8 protein-coding genes are annotated in these 18,434 nt (G+C 49.9%); 5 read left to right on the forward strand and 3 right to left on the reverse strand.

Going from position 1 to position 18,434, the window contains the following annotated elements; genetic code table 11:
* The first annotated feature begins 148 nt into the window (after positions 1-148).
* Positions 149-2,557, forward strand: a complete 2,409-nt coding sequence (locus AB0L18_RS07815) for a T9SS type A sorting domain-containing protein (RefSeq protein WP_367392030.1) — start codon at positions 149-151, stop codon at positions 2,555-2,557.
* Positions 2,558-2,963: 406 nt separating this feature from the next.
* Here AB0L18_RS07815 and AB0L18_RS07820 read toward each other — a convergent pair whose 3' ends face one another.
* From AB0L18_RS07820 to mnmG, 3 genes are all read right to left on the reverse strand, one after another.
* A complete protein-coding gene (locus tag AB0L18_RS07820) occupies positions 2,964-6,545 on the reverse strand; it encodes an ABC transporter permease/M1 family aminopeptidase (protein WP_367392031.1) in 3,582 nt (1,193 codons plus the stop codon).
* 12 nt (positions 6,546-6,557) lie between these two features.
* Complete coding sequence (locus AB0L18_RS07825; RefSeq protein ID WP_367392032.1) at positions 6,558-7,436, reverse strand: ABC transporter ATP-binding protein; 879 nt, start codon at positions 7,434-7,436, stop codon at positions 6,558-6,560.
* 654 nt (positions 7,437-8,090) lie between these two features.
* On the reverse strand, positions 8,091-9,956 hold the full coding sequence (mnmG, locus tag AB0L18_RS07830) for a tRNA uridine-5-carboxymethylaminomethyl(34) synthesis enzyme MnmG (protein ID WP_367392033.1): 1,866 nt from the start codon (positions 9,954-9,956) through the stop codon (positions 8,091-8,093).
* A gap of 289 nt (positions 9,957-10,245) precedes the next feature.
* Here mnmG and AB0L18_RS07835 point away from each other — a divergent pair, with 289 nt between their 5' ends.
* From AB0L18_RS07835 to AB0L18_RS07850, 4 genes are all read left to right on the forward strand, one after another.
* Positions 10,246-16,572, forward strand: coding sequence for a PKD domain-containing protein (locus AB0L18_RS07835; protein WP_367392034.1), 6,327 nt, complete (start codon positions 10,246-10,248; stop codon positions 16,570-16,572).
* A gap of 180 nt (positions 16,573-16,752) precedes the next feature.
* Positions 16,753-17,118, forward strand: coding sequence for a DUF3127 domain-containing protein (locus AB0L18_RS07840; protein ID WP_367392035.1), 366 nt, complete (start codon positions 16,753-16,755; stop codon positions 17,116-17,118).
* Between the two features lie 4 nt (positions 17,119-17,122).
* Positions 17,123-18,121, forward strand: coding sequence for a GTP 3',8-cyclase MoaA (gene moaA / locus AB0L18_RS07845; RefSeq protein ID WP_367392036.1), 999 nt, complete (start codon positions 17,123-17,125; stop codon positions 18,119-18,121).
* A 73-nt stretch (positions 18,122-18,194) separates the two neighbouring features.
* Positions 18,195-18,434 (forward strand): Uma2 family endonuclease, encoded by a 240-nt coding sequence (locus AB0L18_RS07850; protein ID WP_367392037.1) that lies wholly within the window; start codon positions 18,195-18,197, stop codon positions 18,432-18,434.

The following is an 18,434-nucleotide window of genomic DNA, read 5'->3' on the forward strand; positions in this document are numbered from 1 at the left end:
AAAGGGAGGGAGTAAGGACAGGAACAGTTCCCTCCCTTCTAGGGAGGGCTAGGGTGGGTCCCTAAAAACCCATATTCAAAAAAACGGAGGACGCTGAAAATCCAGAACAGAGTAAGCATTGTACCCAATTTATGTACCAAAATTTTTAATGATGAAAAATTTTTATCTCTTATTCTTACTGTGCTCTTTGAGCATGATGACGGCCAAGGCGCAGGTGACGGATATCCTTACCGGATTGAACTACCCGTACGGTGTTGCTTTAGATGGAAATGAACTTTATATTTCAGAATTAAGTTCTAGCCGCATCATTAAAATCGATATTACAGCGGCTGTGCCACCTGCTATTCAAGAAGTTTTGACGGGCCTTTCAGGACCAGCCGGATTATTTATAGAGGAAAACACCCTCTATTTTAGTGAGTTTTCTGCCAGTAGAGTTTCTAGTATTGATGTTACTGATGCGCCCCCTGTACCTGATGTAATCCCTGTAACCTTTAGCGGGGCTGCCAGTTTATTCATTGACGGAGATATTCTATATGTAAGTCTAAACAATGCTTCTTCTGTCGTAAGTATAAACCTTACGGATGACACTCCCTTGTCACAGACGATTGCAAACGCTATTGATACGCCTAACAGTATTGTTAAGTTTGGAAATGCTCTCTACGTAGCTTCTTTTCTGACTAACAGTATTATAAAAATTGATATTACCCAAACACCCGCTGTAGTGACGACAGCAGTTTCAGGCGTTAGCTCCCCTGTAGGATTAACCCTTGATGGTAGCTTTCTCTACATTGCCGGAGCGGATAAAATTTCCAGAATTGACCTCAATGATCCTTCGCCAATGTTGGAAGAGGTGGTAGCCGGCCTATCTGGTGCTCAATCAGTAGCCTTCAACGGTGTAGATATGTACATCGCGCAGATCGGAAATGGTGGTTCTGGTCAGGGAAAAATTTCCAAACTGGTTGTCAATACCCCTGTGTTCTCTACCTTACCTAACGTGTGCTTGGACGGTTCACCCACCATGCTAGGTGGTGCATCACCAAGCAGTGGCGTATATTCTGGCCCCGGCGTGACTGATAACGGCGACGGTAGCACCTTTTCCTTTGATCCAGTAGCTGCAGGTGGGGTTGGCACCTATACCGTCACTTACAGCCTTGGTGGCGAAATGGTTACAAGTACCATCACCGTAGTAGCCGCCCCCACCGTCACCTTCTCCACCGGCGGCCTCAGTGTGCAAGTAGATGCTGGCGTACAGACTGGTCTCAGCGGCGGTATGCCTGCTGGTGGTGTGTACAGTGGTAATGGCGTCACCGACGACGGCAACGGCATGACCTACAGCTTTGACCCGGCGGTAGCGGGCGAGGGGGAGAATGTGATCACTTACACTTACGCTGATGCCAATGGTTGTGGTGGTGAGCAAGGTGCTGTCATTACGGTAACGGCACTGGCTGTACCCGGCGACCTCTGTGACGAGGCGATTGACATCTCTGCTCAGTTTGGCGGCCCTTTCAATGAGCCGCAAACGACCAACATGTTCAACAATACCAACTTTACAACGGGGGCTGACGACCCTACGGCTGGCTTCGACTGCTTCTATGAAGGTGACCAGCTTCAAAACAGTGGTTGGTTCTCCTTCACGGGCGATGGCAACACCTACCGCATGCGCAGTATCCAGTGTACGGGCCCAAATGAGAACCTGGATCTACAAGTAGTCGTCTATAGCGGTGGCTGCGGCAGCCTGATGCCCGTGGCCTGCAATGAGGATGAAAACGGCGCTATCGGCATATTCAATGTCCTCGTAGAATTCCCTACCGAGGAGGGTGTGGAGTACGTGGTGTTGATAGATGGCTACGATGGCACCACCGGCGAGTTCTGCCTGGAGGTGACCAACCTGACGGAGCCGCTGCCGGGGGATGAGTGTGCTGATGCGATTGACATCAACAACCTTTTTGGCCAGGCAGAGATGGTGCCGCAGTTGTCGGAACTATATGACAACAATGGTTACAGTGTATCTGGCACCGATCCGACTTCTACTGTTTGTGGAATTGGATTTAATCAGGCAAGTCCTATCTGGTTTGCCTTTACTGGCGATGGTAATCGTTACACCATCGATAATGCAAATAGTTCTATTGATTTAGTTGCCGTTATATATAGTGGCGAATGTGAAGTACTCACGGAAGTTGATTGTGGATTTGATGCTGTCAACCCCGTATTTGATTTCCAAACGGAAGAAGGAGTCGAATACCTTCTAATAGTGAGTAATGATGATTTAGATGCAACAGGCACCTTCAACCTCGAAGTCACCAACCAAGGCTCCGTAGGCGTCACTAACATCTCGGAAACTGCCCTGCGCGTCTACCCCAACCCGACCCAAGGCATGATTCAACTGCCCCAGATCAACCTGGAGCGTGTAGAAGCCTACGACGCTACCGGCCGCTTGGTCGTGAGTCAACTACAGCCCGGCACCAGCATCGACTTGGGCGCGCAGCCTGCGGGCTTGTATATCTTGAAGATGTACGCTGGCGAGGAGGTGTACTCGGCGAAGGTGGTGAAGGAATAGTTGGAAGGGTGTAAAAGTTGGATGGGTGTAAGGGTTACAAGACTTTATACACGCTTATCCACCCGGAAATTTCCGGGATAACGCTTACCTTTTCACATGACCCACCCCGGCCCCTGGAAGGGAGGGAGTAAGGACAGACACAGTCTCCTCCCTTCCAGGGCAGGGCTAGGGTGCATCGCCTGCGGCAAGCCTACAGCGACCGAAGGGGTCCAAGAAATTAGCTTATTTTTAAGGGAGTGCCCGTCGTCTTCGAGAGAAGCGGCGGGCTTTTTTTGTTGGTACAAAAAAAAACAAAGGGATCTGCTGCCCCTTGCGGACAACAAATCCCTCTACCTTATACCAAATACCTGATACCGTCAGGTTGAAAAAGCCATCAACCATAGCACTTCCAAGCCAACCTGACCACCTACTCTACCACCACGGTCTTCACATTGTCCTCATCGACGCGGTCGATCAACAAACGGAGAGGGTCGATGGCGGCTTTGACGGGGAGTTTATCCAGAGTGAAGGTCAACTGGCCTTTTTCCTGGGTGAGGTGCACGCGCTGGCGCATGATCAGTTCGTCTTCGTCGCGGTCGGCGTAGAAGCCGATGTCTATCCAGTCGTTGAGCTGGGCTTCCTTGGCATTGCCGGCTCCATCCGCTTTTAGCTTTTTAGCCAAAAAGTTGACGGTCACTTCGTATTGGCCATTGTCCAGTGTTTTGGCCGTAGCGTCCTCCATGCGCAAATCGTATAGCGTGATGTCTTCAAACCAATCGGTAATCAGGTACTGCAATGAGTCGGGTACCTGTGGTTCGAGGTAACGCATAAAATCGTACGCTGTGGGGTAGGGAGGCTCCTTGTAGCGGAATTCTTCCAGGAAGCCACGCAGGGCGGCGTTCACCTTGTCTTCCCCAATGTAATCTTGCAAAGCGTAGAGAATCACCGAACCTTTGCCGTAGTGGATATGCCCCTGGTTTTCCACTTTCATCAAGGGTTGCTCCTCCTCCGTCTCACTACTACGCCCACGTAGATAGCGCTGTAGGTCGTACTTGAGAAAATCCTTCATTTTCACCTCATCGGTTTCTTGCTTCATCACCATCAGCGATGAATACTCGGCAAAGCTTTCGCTCAACATCGTCGAGCCTTTCATATTGGCACCAATCACTTGGTGGGCCCAGTACTGGTGCGCCATCTCGTGGGCAATCACGGCGTCTACGACGTTGTTTTTGTCTTCGTCTTCCAGGTTGATGATAAACCCGAAGGCTTCCGAATACGGCATGGTACCCGGGAACGCCTGGGCAAAGGTGGCATAACGAGGAAACTCGATGATCCGCGCTTGCTTGTGGAAATACGGCCCAAAGTTTTCGGTGTAATACTTCATCGATTTCTCCAAGGCGTCCAGCATGCGTTCTACGTTGATGCCGTGATCGGGGTGGTAGTACACTTCCAGATCGATACCATTCCATACTCGGGTAGCCACTTTGTAATCCGCAGAAATAAAAGAATAGAAATTCTGGGAAGGGTGGTCCACTCTGTAGTGATAATTGGCCCGCCCGTCCTTCACTTCTTTACTCACCAAAGAGCCCGGCGCAATCGCGATCTGATCTTCGTTGGTAGAGATAAAGGTTTCTACTGTCACCCAGTCTGAGCTACCATTGGTCAGGTAATTGCTCCTACAGAGGTCGGTACAATTTTCTTGCAAATCGGGCATCCGCTGGCGCTCAGGCAGGTCGTATTTGCGGCGCTTGTTTTTGTCGCTCAGCTCCGCATTGACCTCGTAGCCCAAGGAAGGGAGAATATCTCCGTTGTTAAAGAAAGTACCATTCTTCAAGACCGACATATTGGAAACCTCGTTCTCAAAGCCTTTAGGGGTGTAATCAAAGCGGGCAATCATTTGCATGCTATCCCTTGGCTGCAACGGTTCATTGAGTTCGTAGATCAAAAAGCCCAGGTCTTTATCTTCGTATACCAACTTACTATTGGGGATCTCTACCTCCTGCTGGTAATCTTCGGAGACCGTGAAGAAGAGAGAATCGATGACCTCGTTTGTTTTGTTGGACACCAACATCTCCACCCGTCCTTTGGCCGCACGCACCTTGGGGTAGATGTCGATAAAGTATTTAGCATCCAAAACACTGATCTTGGGCGCGTCTACGTATTTGCGGTACTGCTTTTCATAGCTCACCTGTAGCAACTCCCGTTCGTGCGAGGTCTTGTACGGATTGAGTACCTGGGTATTGTAGTACACAAAACCTGCCACAATCACGAAAGCAATACTGAAGAAGCCAAGGGCGCCGTAATACCTTTTACCCAGGGCCTTTCGGCCCGCTGCCAAACGGTCTTTTACGGTCGTACTCGTACCGCGAGGCCAGAGCAAAGCTGCCAGTATTACGGTAAGGATACCAAACAAAACCCAGTAACCATTGAACCAAAAATTGCCCGTCACGCCTGGCCCAAATGCATTCATATCCGAATACATCGTGCTCGGCGTACCACCAACGCTCAGCATATTGGTCTCGATTTTTAATACCAGATAAATGATATCCAGCATAAACAACAGCACCACCGAAGCAAAATAGCCGAGGTACTTGTTGTTGATAATTACCTGTAGGAAAATCAACAAACCACCCCAGGTGAGGTACACAAAAAAGGCTCCCGTAAAAAAGTCTTGCAGATAGACGTTCAACTCAAAATTGGTGTAGCCATTAAAAGCCTGGTAAAGAATAGCCACCACCATCAGCGTAAGGTGCAGGATGCAAGCCAGTGACACCAGCGAGAGTGTTTTCGCTACCAGCGAAATCACCGAGCGGTGCGGGGTGCCATCGATTACTTCGTTGATGTGATTGTCTCGATCGCGCCAGACCAGCTCACCACTGAAAAACACCAGGATGATGAGCACAAAGAGCGAAGACAGGTTATTGACTTCATCCAGCATTTTATAGGTCACCGGATAGGATTTCAAGCCAAAATATTCAAAACCACCCCAAAGATTAGAGATCAGCAAGATCAGCGAAAACAACAGCAAAATCACAAAAGTGGTGCTCTTGAACATCGACAAAAAGTTGATCTTGAAAAAGCTCACAAAGGTTTTCCAGCCCGAAATTTCTTCCACATTTTCAGGTACCAAAGGCTGGTAAATGATTTTCTTTTCTATCGTAGCTCCTTTGTCCTTTTTGGCTTTTTTCTGCTTGGTAGCTTTCGTTGCGAAAGAAAACCCAAAGTAAGAAAGCGCCAAAATCACCAGTCCTATCCCCATCCACAACAAGCGGTTGGTCAGCAAATGCCCACCAAAAGCGGGGCCGATCGCATTGCGTTCTGCTGGCGTGAAATACTGGGTATCCAGGTCATAAGCCGAAATTCCAAAAACATCCACCAAAGCTGCCGTCGCCTGGTTGTCGATATCGCTGGTAAGGCTCAAAGAAATGATGTAGCCCACGATAATCAGCAGGGTACCTACAAAAGAAATAATGGTGCTCTTGAAGCGAGTAGCCAGAAGAAAGATCACCGTACCCGCAAAAAACATATTAGGCACTACAAACAAAAAGTAGCTGCTAAAAAATGCCCCCCAAGGCGTAGGCCCGAGCCGCTCTGGCCCAATCCAGTCAAATATAGGGGCCAAAAATCCACCTACAACTACGCCCACATATACGCCTACCATCACGAGGGTAGACAGTAGCCAGGCACCTGTAAAGCGCCCAAAGAAGTACCCCGCCTTGCTGAGGGGTGTACTGAACAGGATTTCGCTAAACTGGTACTGGTAATCGCGCAAAGCCGCGTTGTTGAAAAAGGCAGTCGCAAAAAGCAGCCCAAAAATATTGAGCACACTCACAAACACCCCTATCACCGCCGGAGCATTCTTGTGCACATCACCTACCGCGCCGCCAATAATAACATTGTCGCTCACTACGGCAAAAAACACCAGCAGCGCCACGATAAACATGAAAATATAGATCATCGGCCGTTTGAGGGCCGACATGACTTCTCGATTAAAAAAAGTAAAAAACATAGTATCCAGGTTTTAGGCAACGGTGGCGTGAATAGTAGTAAAGAACACATCTTCCAGGCTCGGGGCTACTTCTACAAAGCCCTCTCCTGGTTGCTGATCGCTGAGCACGTGAATCTGGGGACGCCCACCCACCATCTTGTCCGAGATGATGGTGTACTGTGCCGCGTAAGCTGCCTTTTCAGCACGGTCGATGGTCTTGCGCCATACCCTGCCTTCCAGCGAGGTCAGGGCCTCGGTTGGCGTGCCTTTGTACACGATCTGGCCCAGGTTCATAATGGCCATGTCCGTACAAAGCTCCCGTACATCGTCTACGATGTGGGTCGACAGGATCACGATCACCTCTTCGCCTACTTCTGCCAGCAGGTTGTGGAAGCGGTTGCGCTCGCCGGGGTCAAGGCCGGCGGTAGGCTCGTCTACAATGATCAGTTGTGGGTTGCCAATCAGGGCTTGGGCTATGCCCACGCGCTGCTTCATCCCGCCCGAAAATCCGCTTACGCTTTTGTTGCGTTGCTCGTACAGGTTTACTTTTTGCAGCAGGTATTCCACCAAATCCTTGCGGGTATTCCCGTTGCTTATCCCCTTCAGGGTAGCAATATGGTCCAGGAGTTGAGCGGCAGTAATCCGTGGATATACGCCAAATTCCTGTGGCAGATAGCCCAGCACTTTACGCACCGATTGCGGGTCGTTGAGGATGTCAATATCACCGAGAAAAGCGGTACCGGAATCGGCCTCCTGCAAGGTAGCCAGGGTGCGCATCAGCGACGATTTCCCCGCACCGTTCGGCCCCAGCAGGCCAAACATTCCTTTTGAGAGTTCCAGATCGACATCCACGAGCGCGCGCGTGCCATTAGGGTAAGTTTTATTCAGGCCATTGATTTTGAGTAAAGACATTTTATCCGTAGGTTTTCCAGAAAATGGGTGTGATAATCTCATCCAAGTTACGTAAAACCTGCAAAGCTGCTCTCACCCGCCGTAGCATTATAGACAGACGGAGGCTATTCTCAGATGAGTTGCTGAGATTTGGGGCCGTAGCAACGCTGCGTTGGCTACCGGTCTTTCCGTTCTTGGTGCTTGCTGCGCGGCGAATACCTCACTCTTGGTTCTGTCCCTTCCGTCCTCCGGACATCTTGCTCGAGGTTCAACCCCTCCGTCACTTTGTGACACCTCCCCGGGGGGAGAAAAGTAGGTTTATTTAGTGGATGGGGCTCGTTTTTTATAGAATGAAGTACGCATCCAACGTGATGCTTTGCGGGGCAGTGATTGCGCAAGCGTATACGAAAAAAAGATTTTGCGTACCCTGCGTGCTCAAAATCGGAATTGGTAAAACGTAAGTTATAAGTCGGAAGTGGGAAAGCGGAAATCGGAAGTATCTGTTGGCCACTAGTAGCCGCTTTGTGACTACGATTTGAGGTGTTTTTAGAGCCCTACCTATGTACGTGTGTCTAGTTACTTCCGACCTCCCACTTCCGCTTTCCGACTTGAAAATGGCCTACTGTTTCGTGTAAATGCATGAATGTATTTATACAAATGAGAAGACTACGAACCCTACCGCCCCATATGCACCAGCAACACCGAAATATCCGAGGGACTCACCCCACTGATGCGGCTGGCCTGACCGATGGTGCGCGGCTTGAGTTGGGTAAGCTTCGTGCGGGCTTCCTTGCTGAGCGACGAGAGCGTGTGGTAGTCGATGTTTTCGTACAGACGCACTGATTCCAGGCGGTTCATCTTGTCGACCATCTCTTGCTCGCGGCGGATGTAGCCCTCATACTTCATGTTGATCTCGGCCAGCTCGCGGGATTCGCTGTCGTATTGCGCCAACTCCTGCGCGAAGGTGGGCACATGGGCGCAAATATCCGCCAGCGATACGTTGGGGCGCAGCAGTACCGTATTCATTTTTACACTTTGCTTCAGCGGCGAAGAGCCGATGCTTTCCAGGTAGGGATTGATCAGCTCGGGCTGTATGCTGTAATTGTCCAGCAGCTTTTCGATGGCGGCGGTGGCTTCCTGTTTTTGCGTTACCCTTTCCATGCGTGCTTCCAGGTGGTTCATGCCAATTTTGGCGGCCAGCGGGGTAAGGCGCAGGTCGGCATTGTCTTGCCGTAGCAAGATGCGGTATTCGGCACGCGAGGTAAACATGCGGTAAGGTTCCTCCGTGCCTTTGTTGATCAAATCATCGATCAATACACCGATGTAGGCTTCAGAGCGCTTAAGCACAAAAGGCTCTTCGTCTTTCACGGCCAGGTAGGCGTTGATGCCGGCCATTAGACCTTGACTGCCGGCTTCTTCGTAGCCGGTGGTGCCGTTGATCTGACCCGCAAAAAAGAGGTTCTTCACGAGGCGTGTTTCCAGCGAAGCACGCAGCTGCGTGGGCTGAAAAAAGTCGTACTCGATGGCGTAGCCAGGCCGAAACATCTTCATGTTTTCAAACCCTGGCACTTTGCGCAAAGCGTGGTATTGCACATCCTCCGGCAGCGAAGAGCTAAAGCCGTTGACGTAAATTTCGCAAGTGCTCCAACCTTCTGGCTCGACAAAAAGCTGGTGGCGATCACGGTCGGCAAAGCGTTCTATTTTGTCTTCGATGGAAGGACAGTAGCGAGGCCCCAAGCCCCGGATGCGCCCGTTGAACATGGGCGAGCGATCAAAACCCGTCTTCAGGGTTTCGTGTACTTCCTGGCTGGTATAAGTAATGTGACAAGGCAACTGTTTGGTCAGGCGGGGGGTATCCGTATAGCTGAAACCTACGGGATCTTCATCGCCGTGCTGCACTTCCATCTTGGAGTAATCAAGGCTCCGGCCATCAATGCGTGGGGGAGTGCCGGTTTTCATGCGGCCAGCCTCGAAGCCAAGTTCGCGCAATTGTTCGGTGATGCCGGTAGAGGCGCGCTCGCCAGCCCGACCACCACCAAATTGTTTTTCGCCGATATGGATCAGTCCGTTGAGGAAAGTTCCGTTGGTCAATATGACGGCTTTGCCTGGGATTTCCAGTCCGATTCCGGTACGCACGCCTACTACGCGCTCGCCTTTCACCACGATACCGGTAACCATCTCCTGCCAGAAGTCGATATTTTCGTGCGCTTCCAGCATTTCGCGCCATTTGGCGGCAAACAGCATCCGGTCGCTCTGGGCGCGGGGGCTCCACATGGCGGGCCCTTTGGATTTGTTGAGCATCCGAAACTGCACAGCCGTATGGTCGGTGACAATACCCGAATAACCACCCAGTGCGTCAATTTCCCGCACAATCTGCCCTTTGGCGACACCACCCATGGCGGGATTGCACGACATTTGGGCAATCGTATTCATATTCATCGTCGCCAGCATCACACGCGCGCCCATGTTGGCGGCGGCTACTGCTGCTTCACATCCCGCATGCCCTGCTCCAACCACGATGACATCATACTCCGGAAACATAATTGTTGTTTTTATTTACCAGATAAAACCCAGTAAAATCGCCGCAAAAATACGTAATTACAACAGTACCAACCCACTATTCGTTCGCCCTTTTTTTACATTCAGGCAGCGATTAAAAGACTCATTGGGTCTTAGTGCTGTAACTGGAGTAATAACTGCTCCTAATTTTTCCTTTTAAATCAACACGTTTTGGGATTAGTACAAACGACCTTTGCCTACTGGCAAGGCTGTTACTTTTATTGTCAAAATTTAACTTCACTACCACTAACCCCTCAACATTATGAATCCCATGCACCGATCGTTATTTTCCATACTGAGCTTTTTCACACTTTTTGCGGCCTTACCACTGAATAATGCCAGCGCACAGGAACAGGCTTTTATCTTTGGCGACGAATACCTGTGTCCTGATCAGTGTGGTCAATGGTTTGTCGAGTTTCCGCAAGACCCTAACCTCAATTACCATTGGGTCGTTTATGACGGTACTTCTCCAGACAATGGAACCATCTGGAATGAGCAGATGGGAATTGGCCAATTCACTTACACATTGTGTAACTCATCTATCACCTTACCTCCGGGGTTTTACACGATCTATTTAACGGTAAGTATCCCAGGGACAGGAGGCCCCAATGATATTGTTGCTACTGGGCAAACCAGCTTTTTTATAGACAATTTCTTCAATCTCTTCGGAGAAGCCTACGGCGAACACATTACCGAATGCGAGCAAGATTCTTTTGCCATCAGCCTCCCTGGAGGCTTGGAAGAATGCTACGAAGTGTGCGTGGGTTCGACCTCTACTCTCAACCTGGACAATATCATTGTCACTGACCCAACGGGGCAAACCGGAACTGTTGACCTCAACCAGGGGCAGTGGTCGGTGACCAACGGCACAATCATTCCGACCGTCAATACGGATGATAGTAATTTCAACCTTGCCGAAGTGTACGCTTCACTGGGCCAGACGGTTTGTGTACCTTTGACCGTCAACAATTTTGACAATATCCTGGGGATGCAATTTAGTATCAATTACAACGCTGCTATCCTGCAATTTACGGGGGCACAAAATTTCAATGGCTCCCTGATAGGTTTTACAGCTGGCTCCATTGGCAATCCTTTTCCAGGAGCAATCACTATTGGCTGGAATAATCCTTTCGGCAGCGGCGTTTCCTTGATGGACAATAGTACTATTCTGGAACTTTGTTTTGACGTTGTAGGGCAAACCTCATCTTCTCTTTCTTTTTCTAATCCAGAAGTCATCAACGGCAGCGAGGAAGAGGTGCCTTTTGACGGCAATACCGGCGCCGTCATCATCGGCTCACCACCCGCCAACACGATCTCTATCCTCTGGGGCGAAGAAGGCCCAGGCCGGGCAACCTTCTCTTACTGGTACCTCAGCGCTAACGGTTGTGAGACGTTTTCCAGCATAGATATTTGTTTCGATGTTCTCCCTCCTCCACCCGCAGACTTCACCACGCAGCCCCCGGTAGGTGCCAATGGTCTCTTAGAAATATGTGAAGGCCAAACCGTGTTCTTTACCAGCGAAGCCACGGATGCGGATACCTACCTCTGGGATTTTGGCGATGGCGGCGGTTCGTCCCTCCCCAATCCACAACATACCTACAATGCTGCCGGTACTTTCGAGGTAGCACTGATTACCAGTGCAGGCTGTGAATGTGCCGACACCAGCCGACTGACCGTCATCGTAGAAGGCAACGACGCTCCTTTTGTAGATTGTGTCGCCACCATCTGTGAAGGCACTTCGGTCACCTACACCGCCAATACTGGTTGTAGCACCTACGATTGGAGCATTAGTGCCAATGGCAGTATTTTGGACGGAGGCGGACCAGCGGATGATTTTATCACCATCCAGTGGGGCGCAGGCCCGATTGGAGAAATCACCTTACAAACCGACGGCTGCCCCGACCTCAGTAATTGTACCGAGGCCGCTTATTTGCAAGTGCCCATCATATCCAGTAGCACCACCATTGAAGGTCCGGCCCAGGTTTGTCGGGGCGACCAATCGGTCTACACCGTTCCTCCTTTTGAAGGAACAGAATTCAACTGGAGCGTTACTTCTTTTGGTACCATCATTGATGGGCAAGGCACCCCTAGCGTAACCATCGAGTGGTTTGACGGTCCCATCCCTCCCGGCGCACAAACCGTAAGCGTTGATTATTCCAACTGTTACCTGGAATGTGGCGGCAGTACACAAATGGAAGTTTTTATCCGCCCCGAATTTTACCTTACGGGTGAAATAGAAGTTTGTGAAAACAGCAGCGAAAGCTATGCTGTAATCAATACCCAAACCAACTTGGGTTTTCCTGCCAACTTTAGTGTTATCGCTTCGGATGGCAGTACGGTGTGGACCAGTCCTGGTGCGGGAAGTTCTTTCCCTATCGATTGGAATTTTGGTGCCGGTGATTTCACCTTGGTGGCTACGCCTCAAAACCCTACGGATTATTGTCTTCAGCAGGCCGAGATGCCTGTAAAAGTGATCGCCCAACCAGCGGCAGTGGCCACGATAAATGGGCAAACGGAAATTTGTGCTGGTATTGCCTACACTTATAGTATTGCGAACCCTGTAGACGGAGAACGCTATCGCTGGACCATCAATAACGGAGGGACCATCACCGAAAGAGAAGGTGCTTCGATTGCGGTGATCTGGAATGCTGGCGGGCCTTACGAATTAAGTGTCATCCGCCGCTCTCCACCCTTATTCTGTAGCTCTTCGGCCACTTCGCTCAACATCGGAGCAGTGAGTAGTTTCGCCATTAGCGGCGACGATCAGGTATGTATGGATCAATTGTCGACTTACACCAGCGACCAGACGGGCGATGTGTTTTACGATTGGGCCATCCAGCCCGCGAGTGCTGGTACTATTACCGGTGACCCCACCGCCGCCGACATTGAAGTCCTTTGGCACAGTGCCGGTCCTGCTACCGTAACCCTAGACATTTGTGGACAACAGGAAACCTTCGTGGTAACCATAAACGCGCCCCCTCAGCCGGTAGTGAATCATCCAGCTTCCATTTGTCCAGGTGTTACAACGCCCGTGAGTACAACCGCCGCTTTTGCCTCCTACTCCTGGCAAGATGCGGAAGGCGTAGAACTCTCTACCAGCGCAACGCCCGATCTGGCCGGAGGTTATTACCGTCTTGAGGTAACGGACGCCAATGGCTGTGTAGGGCGTACGATTTTCCACATTTACCAATATCCAACCGCTAGTATTAACATCAGTACTCCTGATTTTACGCGATTTTGCAACGTTGCTCCTTTCAGCAGACTGTACGCTGCCAATACTGCTGATGGTTACGACTATCAATGGTTTCAAAACGGAAGTGCTATCCCCGGAGCAACCAGCAGTGATTATACAGCTACGGCTTTGGGGAGTTACCACGTAGAAATCATTGATGGAAGCGGTTGTGCTTATGTATCTAACGTCATTACCCTCCAAGAAGACTGTGGCAGCATCAGTGGTACTGGTGGAGGAGCGGGTTGCAACAACCCTGGTCATACCTTTATAGCAACCGATAATGGCTCATGTGACAACAGGGCTTATTCGGCCATCGCTACGGGCGCAATACCTGGCAGCATTTTCTGGCTTTTCGACGATCCTTTTAACGGCACCATTGGTGGTAATGGTCAAAACATTACCTATCAATACACCAAGCCCGGCTTTTACCGGGTACTAATGGCGGCACTCTATGATGACGGCATGGGTGGTTCCGTACTGTGCCGGGAAATTATCCCGGATACCGTATTTGCCGTCGCTGATTTCGATTACGATGGTGTTTGCCCAGGTGCTCCGGTACAGTTTTATGACCTTACAACGTTCCTTGATTTAACCAGCATCACAAGCTGGAGTTGGGACTTTGGTGATCCTGCCAGTGGCCCAGATAATACTTCCTCTGACCAAGACCCTGTGCACATTTTTACAGCCGGTGGTGATTTTCCGGTGACGCTTACCGTTACGACGGCTCAAGGTTGTACGACTACCATTACTAAAACGGTTAGCCTTTACCCCTTGCCATATACCAATTTCACAGAACCCGACGTAAGTTGCGCATTAACTTCGATTGCTTTTAATGCCGATGTAGAGGCAACGGTATGGGAAGTAAACTGGAACTTTGGTGAAGTCACCAGTGGCGACGCTAATACTTCTACCCTGTTTGATTCTTACCACCGCTACGCCACAGCTGGCAACTTTGTGGTGACCTTGGAAGCGACCAGTATTTATGGTTGTGTCAACAGTTTTGACCGTACCATCGCGATCCTACCCAACACCCTGAGCGGCGAGATCGACCCACCCGGAGTTTCCACCCTTTGCGAAGGTGACGACCTCCTTTTAAATGCTCCTGGTAACGGTGCAACCTCCTGGTTGTGGTCAACCACCGAGAACACCCAGGCAATTACCGTAAATGAAGCTGCGGCTTACAGTGTCGTACTGACCGATGATGATGGTTGTACTTACAAGCCAGAGCCCGTGCTGGTAGATATTATTCCTGCGCCGCAAAGCCCGATTCGTTCGGTGACTTATAATGACTTCAACCAGCCAACGGCCTTTACTTACGATACGCTTTTCGTGTGTTTCGGAGAAGATATTTTCCTGGAAACAGAGAATACGGCTGGCTATACCTACCTCTGGTCAAATGGCGATACTGGTACGGATACGGAATACACCGAAGACCGTGGCAACTTACTAGCCGCTGGTGAATACCTCGTCACTCTTGAGGTCACCGACACCAATACGGGATGTAGTGCTATCGAAGGCTTTGTCATCATTGTTCACCCAACACCAGACATCCCGGTTTTAGACGCCGGCAACGGTGCGCTTTGTGCAGGCACGGCTGCTACCATTTCGGTGAGCAACCCTCAGGCCAACGTGATTTACTTCTGGAGCAGCGGTGATACCGGTTCCAGCATCACCACCGATGAAGCTGGTGAATACTACGTTACTTCCGTCAATATTTACGGTTGCCGTAACGAAAGCGAGGTTACGGAAGTACTAGAAGGACCAGACATTAGCCTGGTACCCAACGGTTGTCATACCCGCTGTGCGCCGGATACCCTCTGTTTGCCTACAATCCCCGACGTCATTAGTTACCAATGGTACCTGGATGGCGTCTTGATTCCAGCACCAGACGGAACGATCCCCAATTTGATCGTCGATCAAAGCGGCAGTTATACTCTGGAAATGGAAGACGTGAATGGTTGTATACAGACGAGTAATCCGTTGAACATTGACCTTCTTCCCGGATTTGGCACCTTCCTTGGCAATGTCTACTACGACCTCAACAACAATGAGATGATCGACGCTGCGGATAGTTTAGCTGGCGGTATCGAAGTGGAGTTGATGGGCGATATGGGGCTGCAAGATGCCATAATCACCCCACTAAATGGCGCCTACGGATTCGTGAATGTTCCTGAAGATGATTACACGCTTTCGATTAATAGCATGACAGTGCCTGCCAGTTGGGCACCTCAGATAGCTTCCATTGATACCACCTTTATGGGTTGTGATCAGGAAGTGATGATCAATTGGCTATTGGTGCAAGATTGCGATTTTGATACTACTTTCACTGCCAATATTTGTCCAGGCGAAGATTACATCTTTCAGGGCCAGTCTTACGCTATTGGTAGTAACAACACCGTCCAAATCACTTCGGCTCAGGGGTGCGATTCGACGTTTACCTTTACCGTAGCGGCATTGCCTAGTACTACAGAAATTCTTGGCGTGGAAATTTGTTTGGGAGAAACTTACAGCTATCTCGGCACAGAATACCCCATTGGTACCGACGAGTTGATCACCTTCACCAATAGCGCGGGATGTGATTCTATTGTCCAGCTTCAGGTGGTGGCTTCTCCCGAGGCTAGCTTTGCCTTGAGTACAGAAGAAAGTTGTTCAGGAATATCCACAGGGAGCCTGACCATCACACCGAACAGTGGCTCAGCACCTTTTGTTTATGCTATTGACGATGGAGATTTCCAAACTCAAGCTGCTTTTATGAACCTCGAAGCTGGTGCTTATGACCTCACGATAGAAGATGCTAATGGTTGCCAATACGTAGAAAGCTTTACCGTAGATGCTGCCGAGAATCTTGTTGTCAACGTAGCAAACATCCTACTGCCTTGTGATAGTGCGGCCGTACAATTGCAGCCCGAAATTATCAGTGGTGACGATGGCTTTCTGCTTTATCAATGGAGTGATGGCGTCACTACCTTAGCACGCCCAGTGAGCAACCCTGGCACCTTGCAATTGGCAGTGAGCAATGCTTGTGAAACGATCAGTCTGCCCGTGACGGTAACCGCAGAAAAATCACCAGAAGGTTCGCTGATCTACGTGCCCAATGCCTTCTCCCCCAACAACGATGGTGCCAATGATGCCTTTAAAATATATCCCGGCCAGGATGTGCTGATTGATGATCTCGACTTCCAGGTGTTCGACCGCTGGGGCAGCCTCATCTTCGACGCCCAAAGTGGCACCGACGAATGGAACGGCGTCAGCAAAGGCCGGCTTGCTGCACAAGGTGTCTACATCTGGCAGTTAAAAGCAAAAGTAAACCTGTGCGGACAAGCAGTAGATGTTGTCCAGCAAGGTGAAGTTATATTGGTTCGCTAAGTGTGTTGCTTTGGCCCGGATCAATTTTCGGGCCAGGCAACGCACATTTTCGTCCCCTATAAAAAGACGAGTAGTAAATCCTTATTTAGCGGATGGAAGCAGTAGCTTTTCATCCGCTTTTTTTACCTTTGGAGATTAAGCTCCAAGCTTCTTATATTGAAACTAAATATTATTATCGATATGTCTTATGAATTAACCGGAAAACTCCACAAAAAATATCCTACGGAGAACAAAACGGATAGCTTCCAGGCCCGGGAGTTTGTGGTGTTGATGGAAAGTGGAAACTACCCCCAGTACATTAAATTACAGCTTACACAAGATCGTTGTGCACTCCTTGATCCTTACCAGGAAGGCCAGGAAATCAAAGTACATTTTGATCTTCGTGGACGGGAATGGAATGACAAATACTTCACCAATCTCAATGCTTGGCGCGTTGAGGCGCCTACTGCTGCCACTGCTCCTTCGGCTTCTTCTGGCGAAGAAAATTTCTTCCCTACTGCCGATGATGAGCCCAGTGTAGCTGCAGACGACGACCTACCCTTCTAAATCTATGACCGGGCAACTATTTGACAACCACGGACGGCAGATCAACTACCTGCGCTTAGCCGTTACGGATCGCTGTAATCTGCGCTGCTTTTATTGCATGCCAGAAGAAGGTATCAATTATGTTGCCCGGACACAACTCCTCACATACGAGGAAATGCTGAGGATGGTGCAAGTGCTTGTCCCATTAGGCATTGAAAAAATACGCCTTACTGGTGGTGAACCTTTTTTGCGTAGAGATTTCATGGATTTCCTGCGCGCAATCAGCACCATTGAAGGCCTAAAGCAAATCAACCTCACCACCAACGGCACCCTCACGGAGCAGCATGTACCCGAGCTCAAGCAGCTGGGTATCCACTCCGTCAATCTGAGTATTGACTCCCTGGACCGGCAGCGTTTTCACGAGATCACTCGCCGGGATAGCTTGCCCGAAGTATGGGCCACTTTCGAGGCTTTGGTCGCCCACGGCATCGATACCAAATTGAACGCCGTGGTCATGGATCAGCGAAATATTGAAGATATTTTGCCCATGGTGGAACTGACGAAAAAATACCCCGTCAGTGTTCGCTTCATCGAAGAGATGCCTTTCAACGGCGATACCGCCCACTACCAAAAACTGCCTTGGGATCACCGTCGGATCACCGAACATATTCGCGCGGCTTATCCTGGTCTGGAAAAACTGGTGGATCCTCCCGGCAGTACTTCCTACAATTACAGCATTCCCGGTCACCAGGGTACGGTGGGGATTATTGCAGCTTACTCCCGTACTTTTTGCGGCAGTTGCAACCGTATTCGCGTCACCCCAAAGGGTTTGTTGAAGACTTGCCTTTACGATCAGGGCGTACTCAGCATTCGCGATATCATGCGGGCAGGTGCTACCGATGACCAATTGGCGGATGCCTTCACCACCGCCCTCCAGCACCGCGCCAAAGACGGCTGGGAAGCCGAAGGCCGCCTCAGCAACGACCCCAACGCACGGGAGAGCATGGCCACGATTGGGGGCTAACCAACCTTCTTTTCTTACTTAGTGTTATCTTTATAGTCCTCCAAGGCAGGATTTAAGAATAAAGACCATCGCAATGAACCAAACAACCGTCGCTCTGGCCGACCTTTACAAATGGACGGTTTCGGAGTTTCATCAAATGGCAGCAGCAGGAATTATTGAAGAAGACGCTCACGTCGAATTACTTCACGGTCAAATTGTACACATGAGTCCCGTAGGAAAATTCCATGCTGCTTGTGTTAGTTTTTTGAATGATTGGTTAACCCAACAACTGCGTTTGGATTTTATTATCAATAATTTATTTCCCTCGCTTTAA

The sequence above is a fragment of the Lewinella sp. LCG006 genome, from assembly GCF_040784935.1.
GTDB lineage: Bacteria > Bacteroidota > Bacteroidia > Chitinophagales > Saprospiraceae > Lewinella.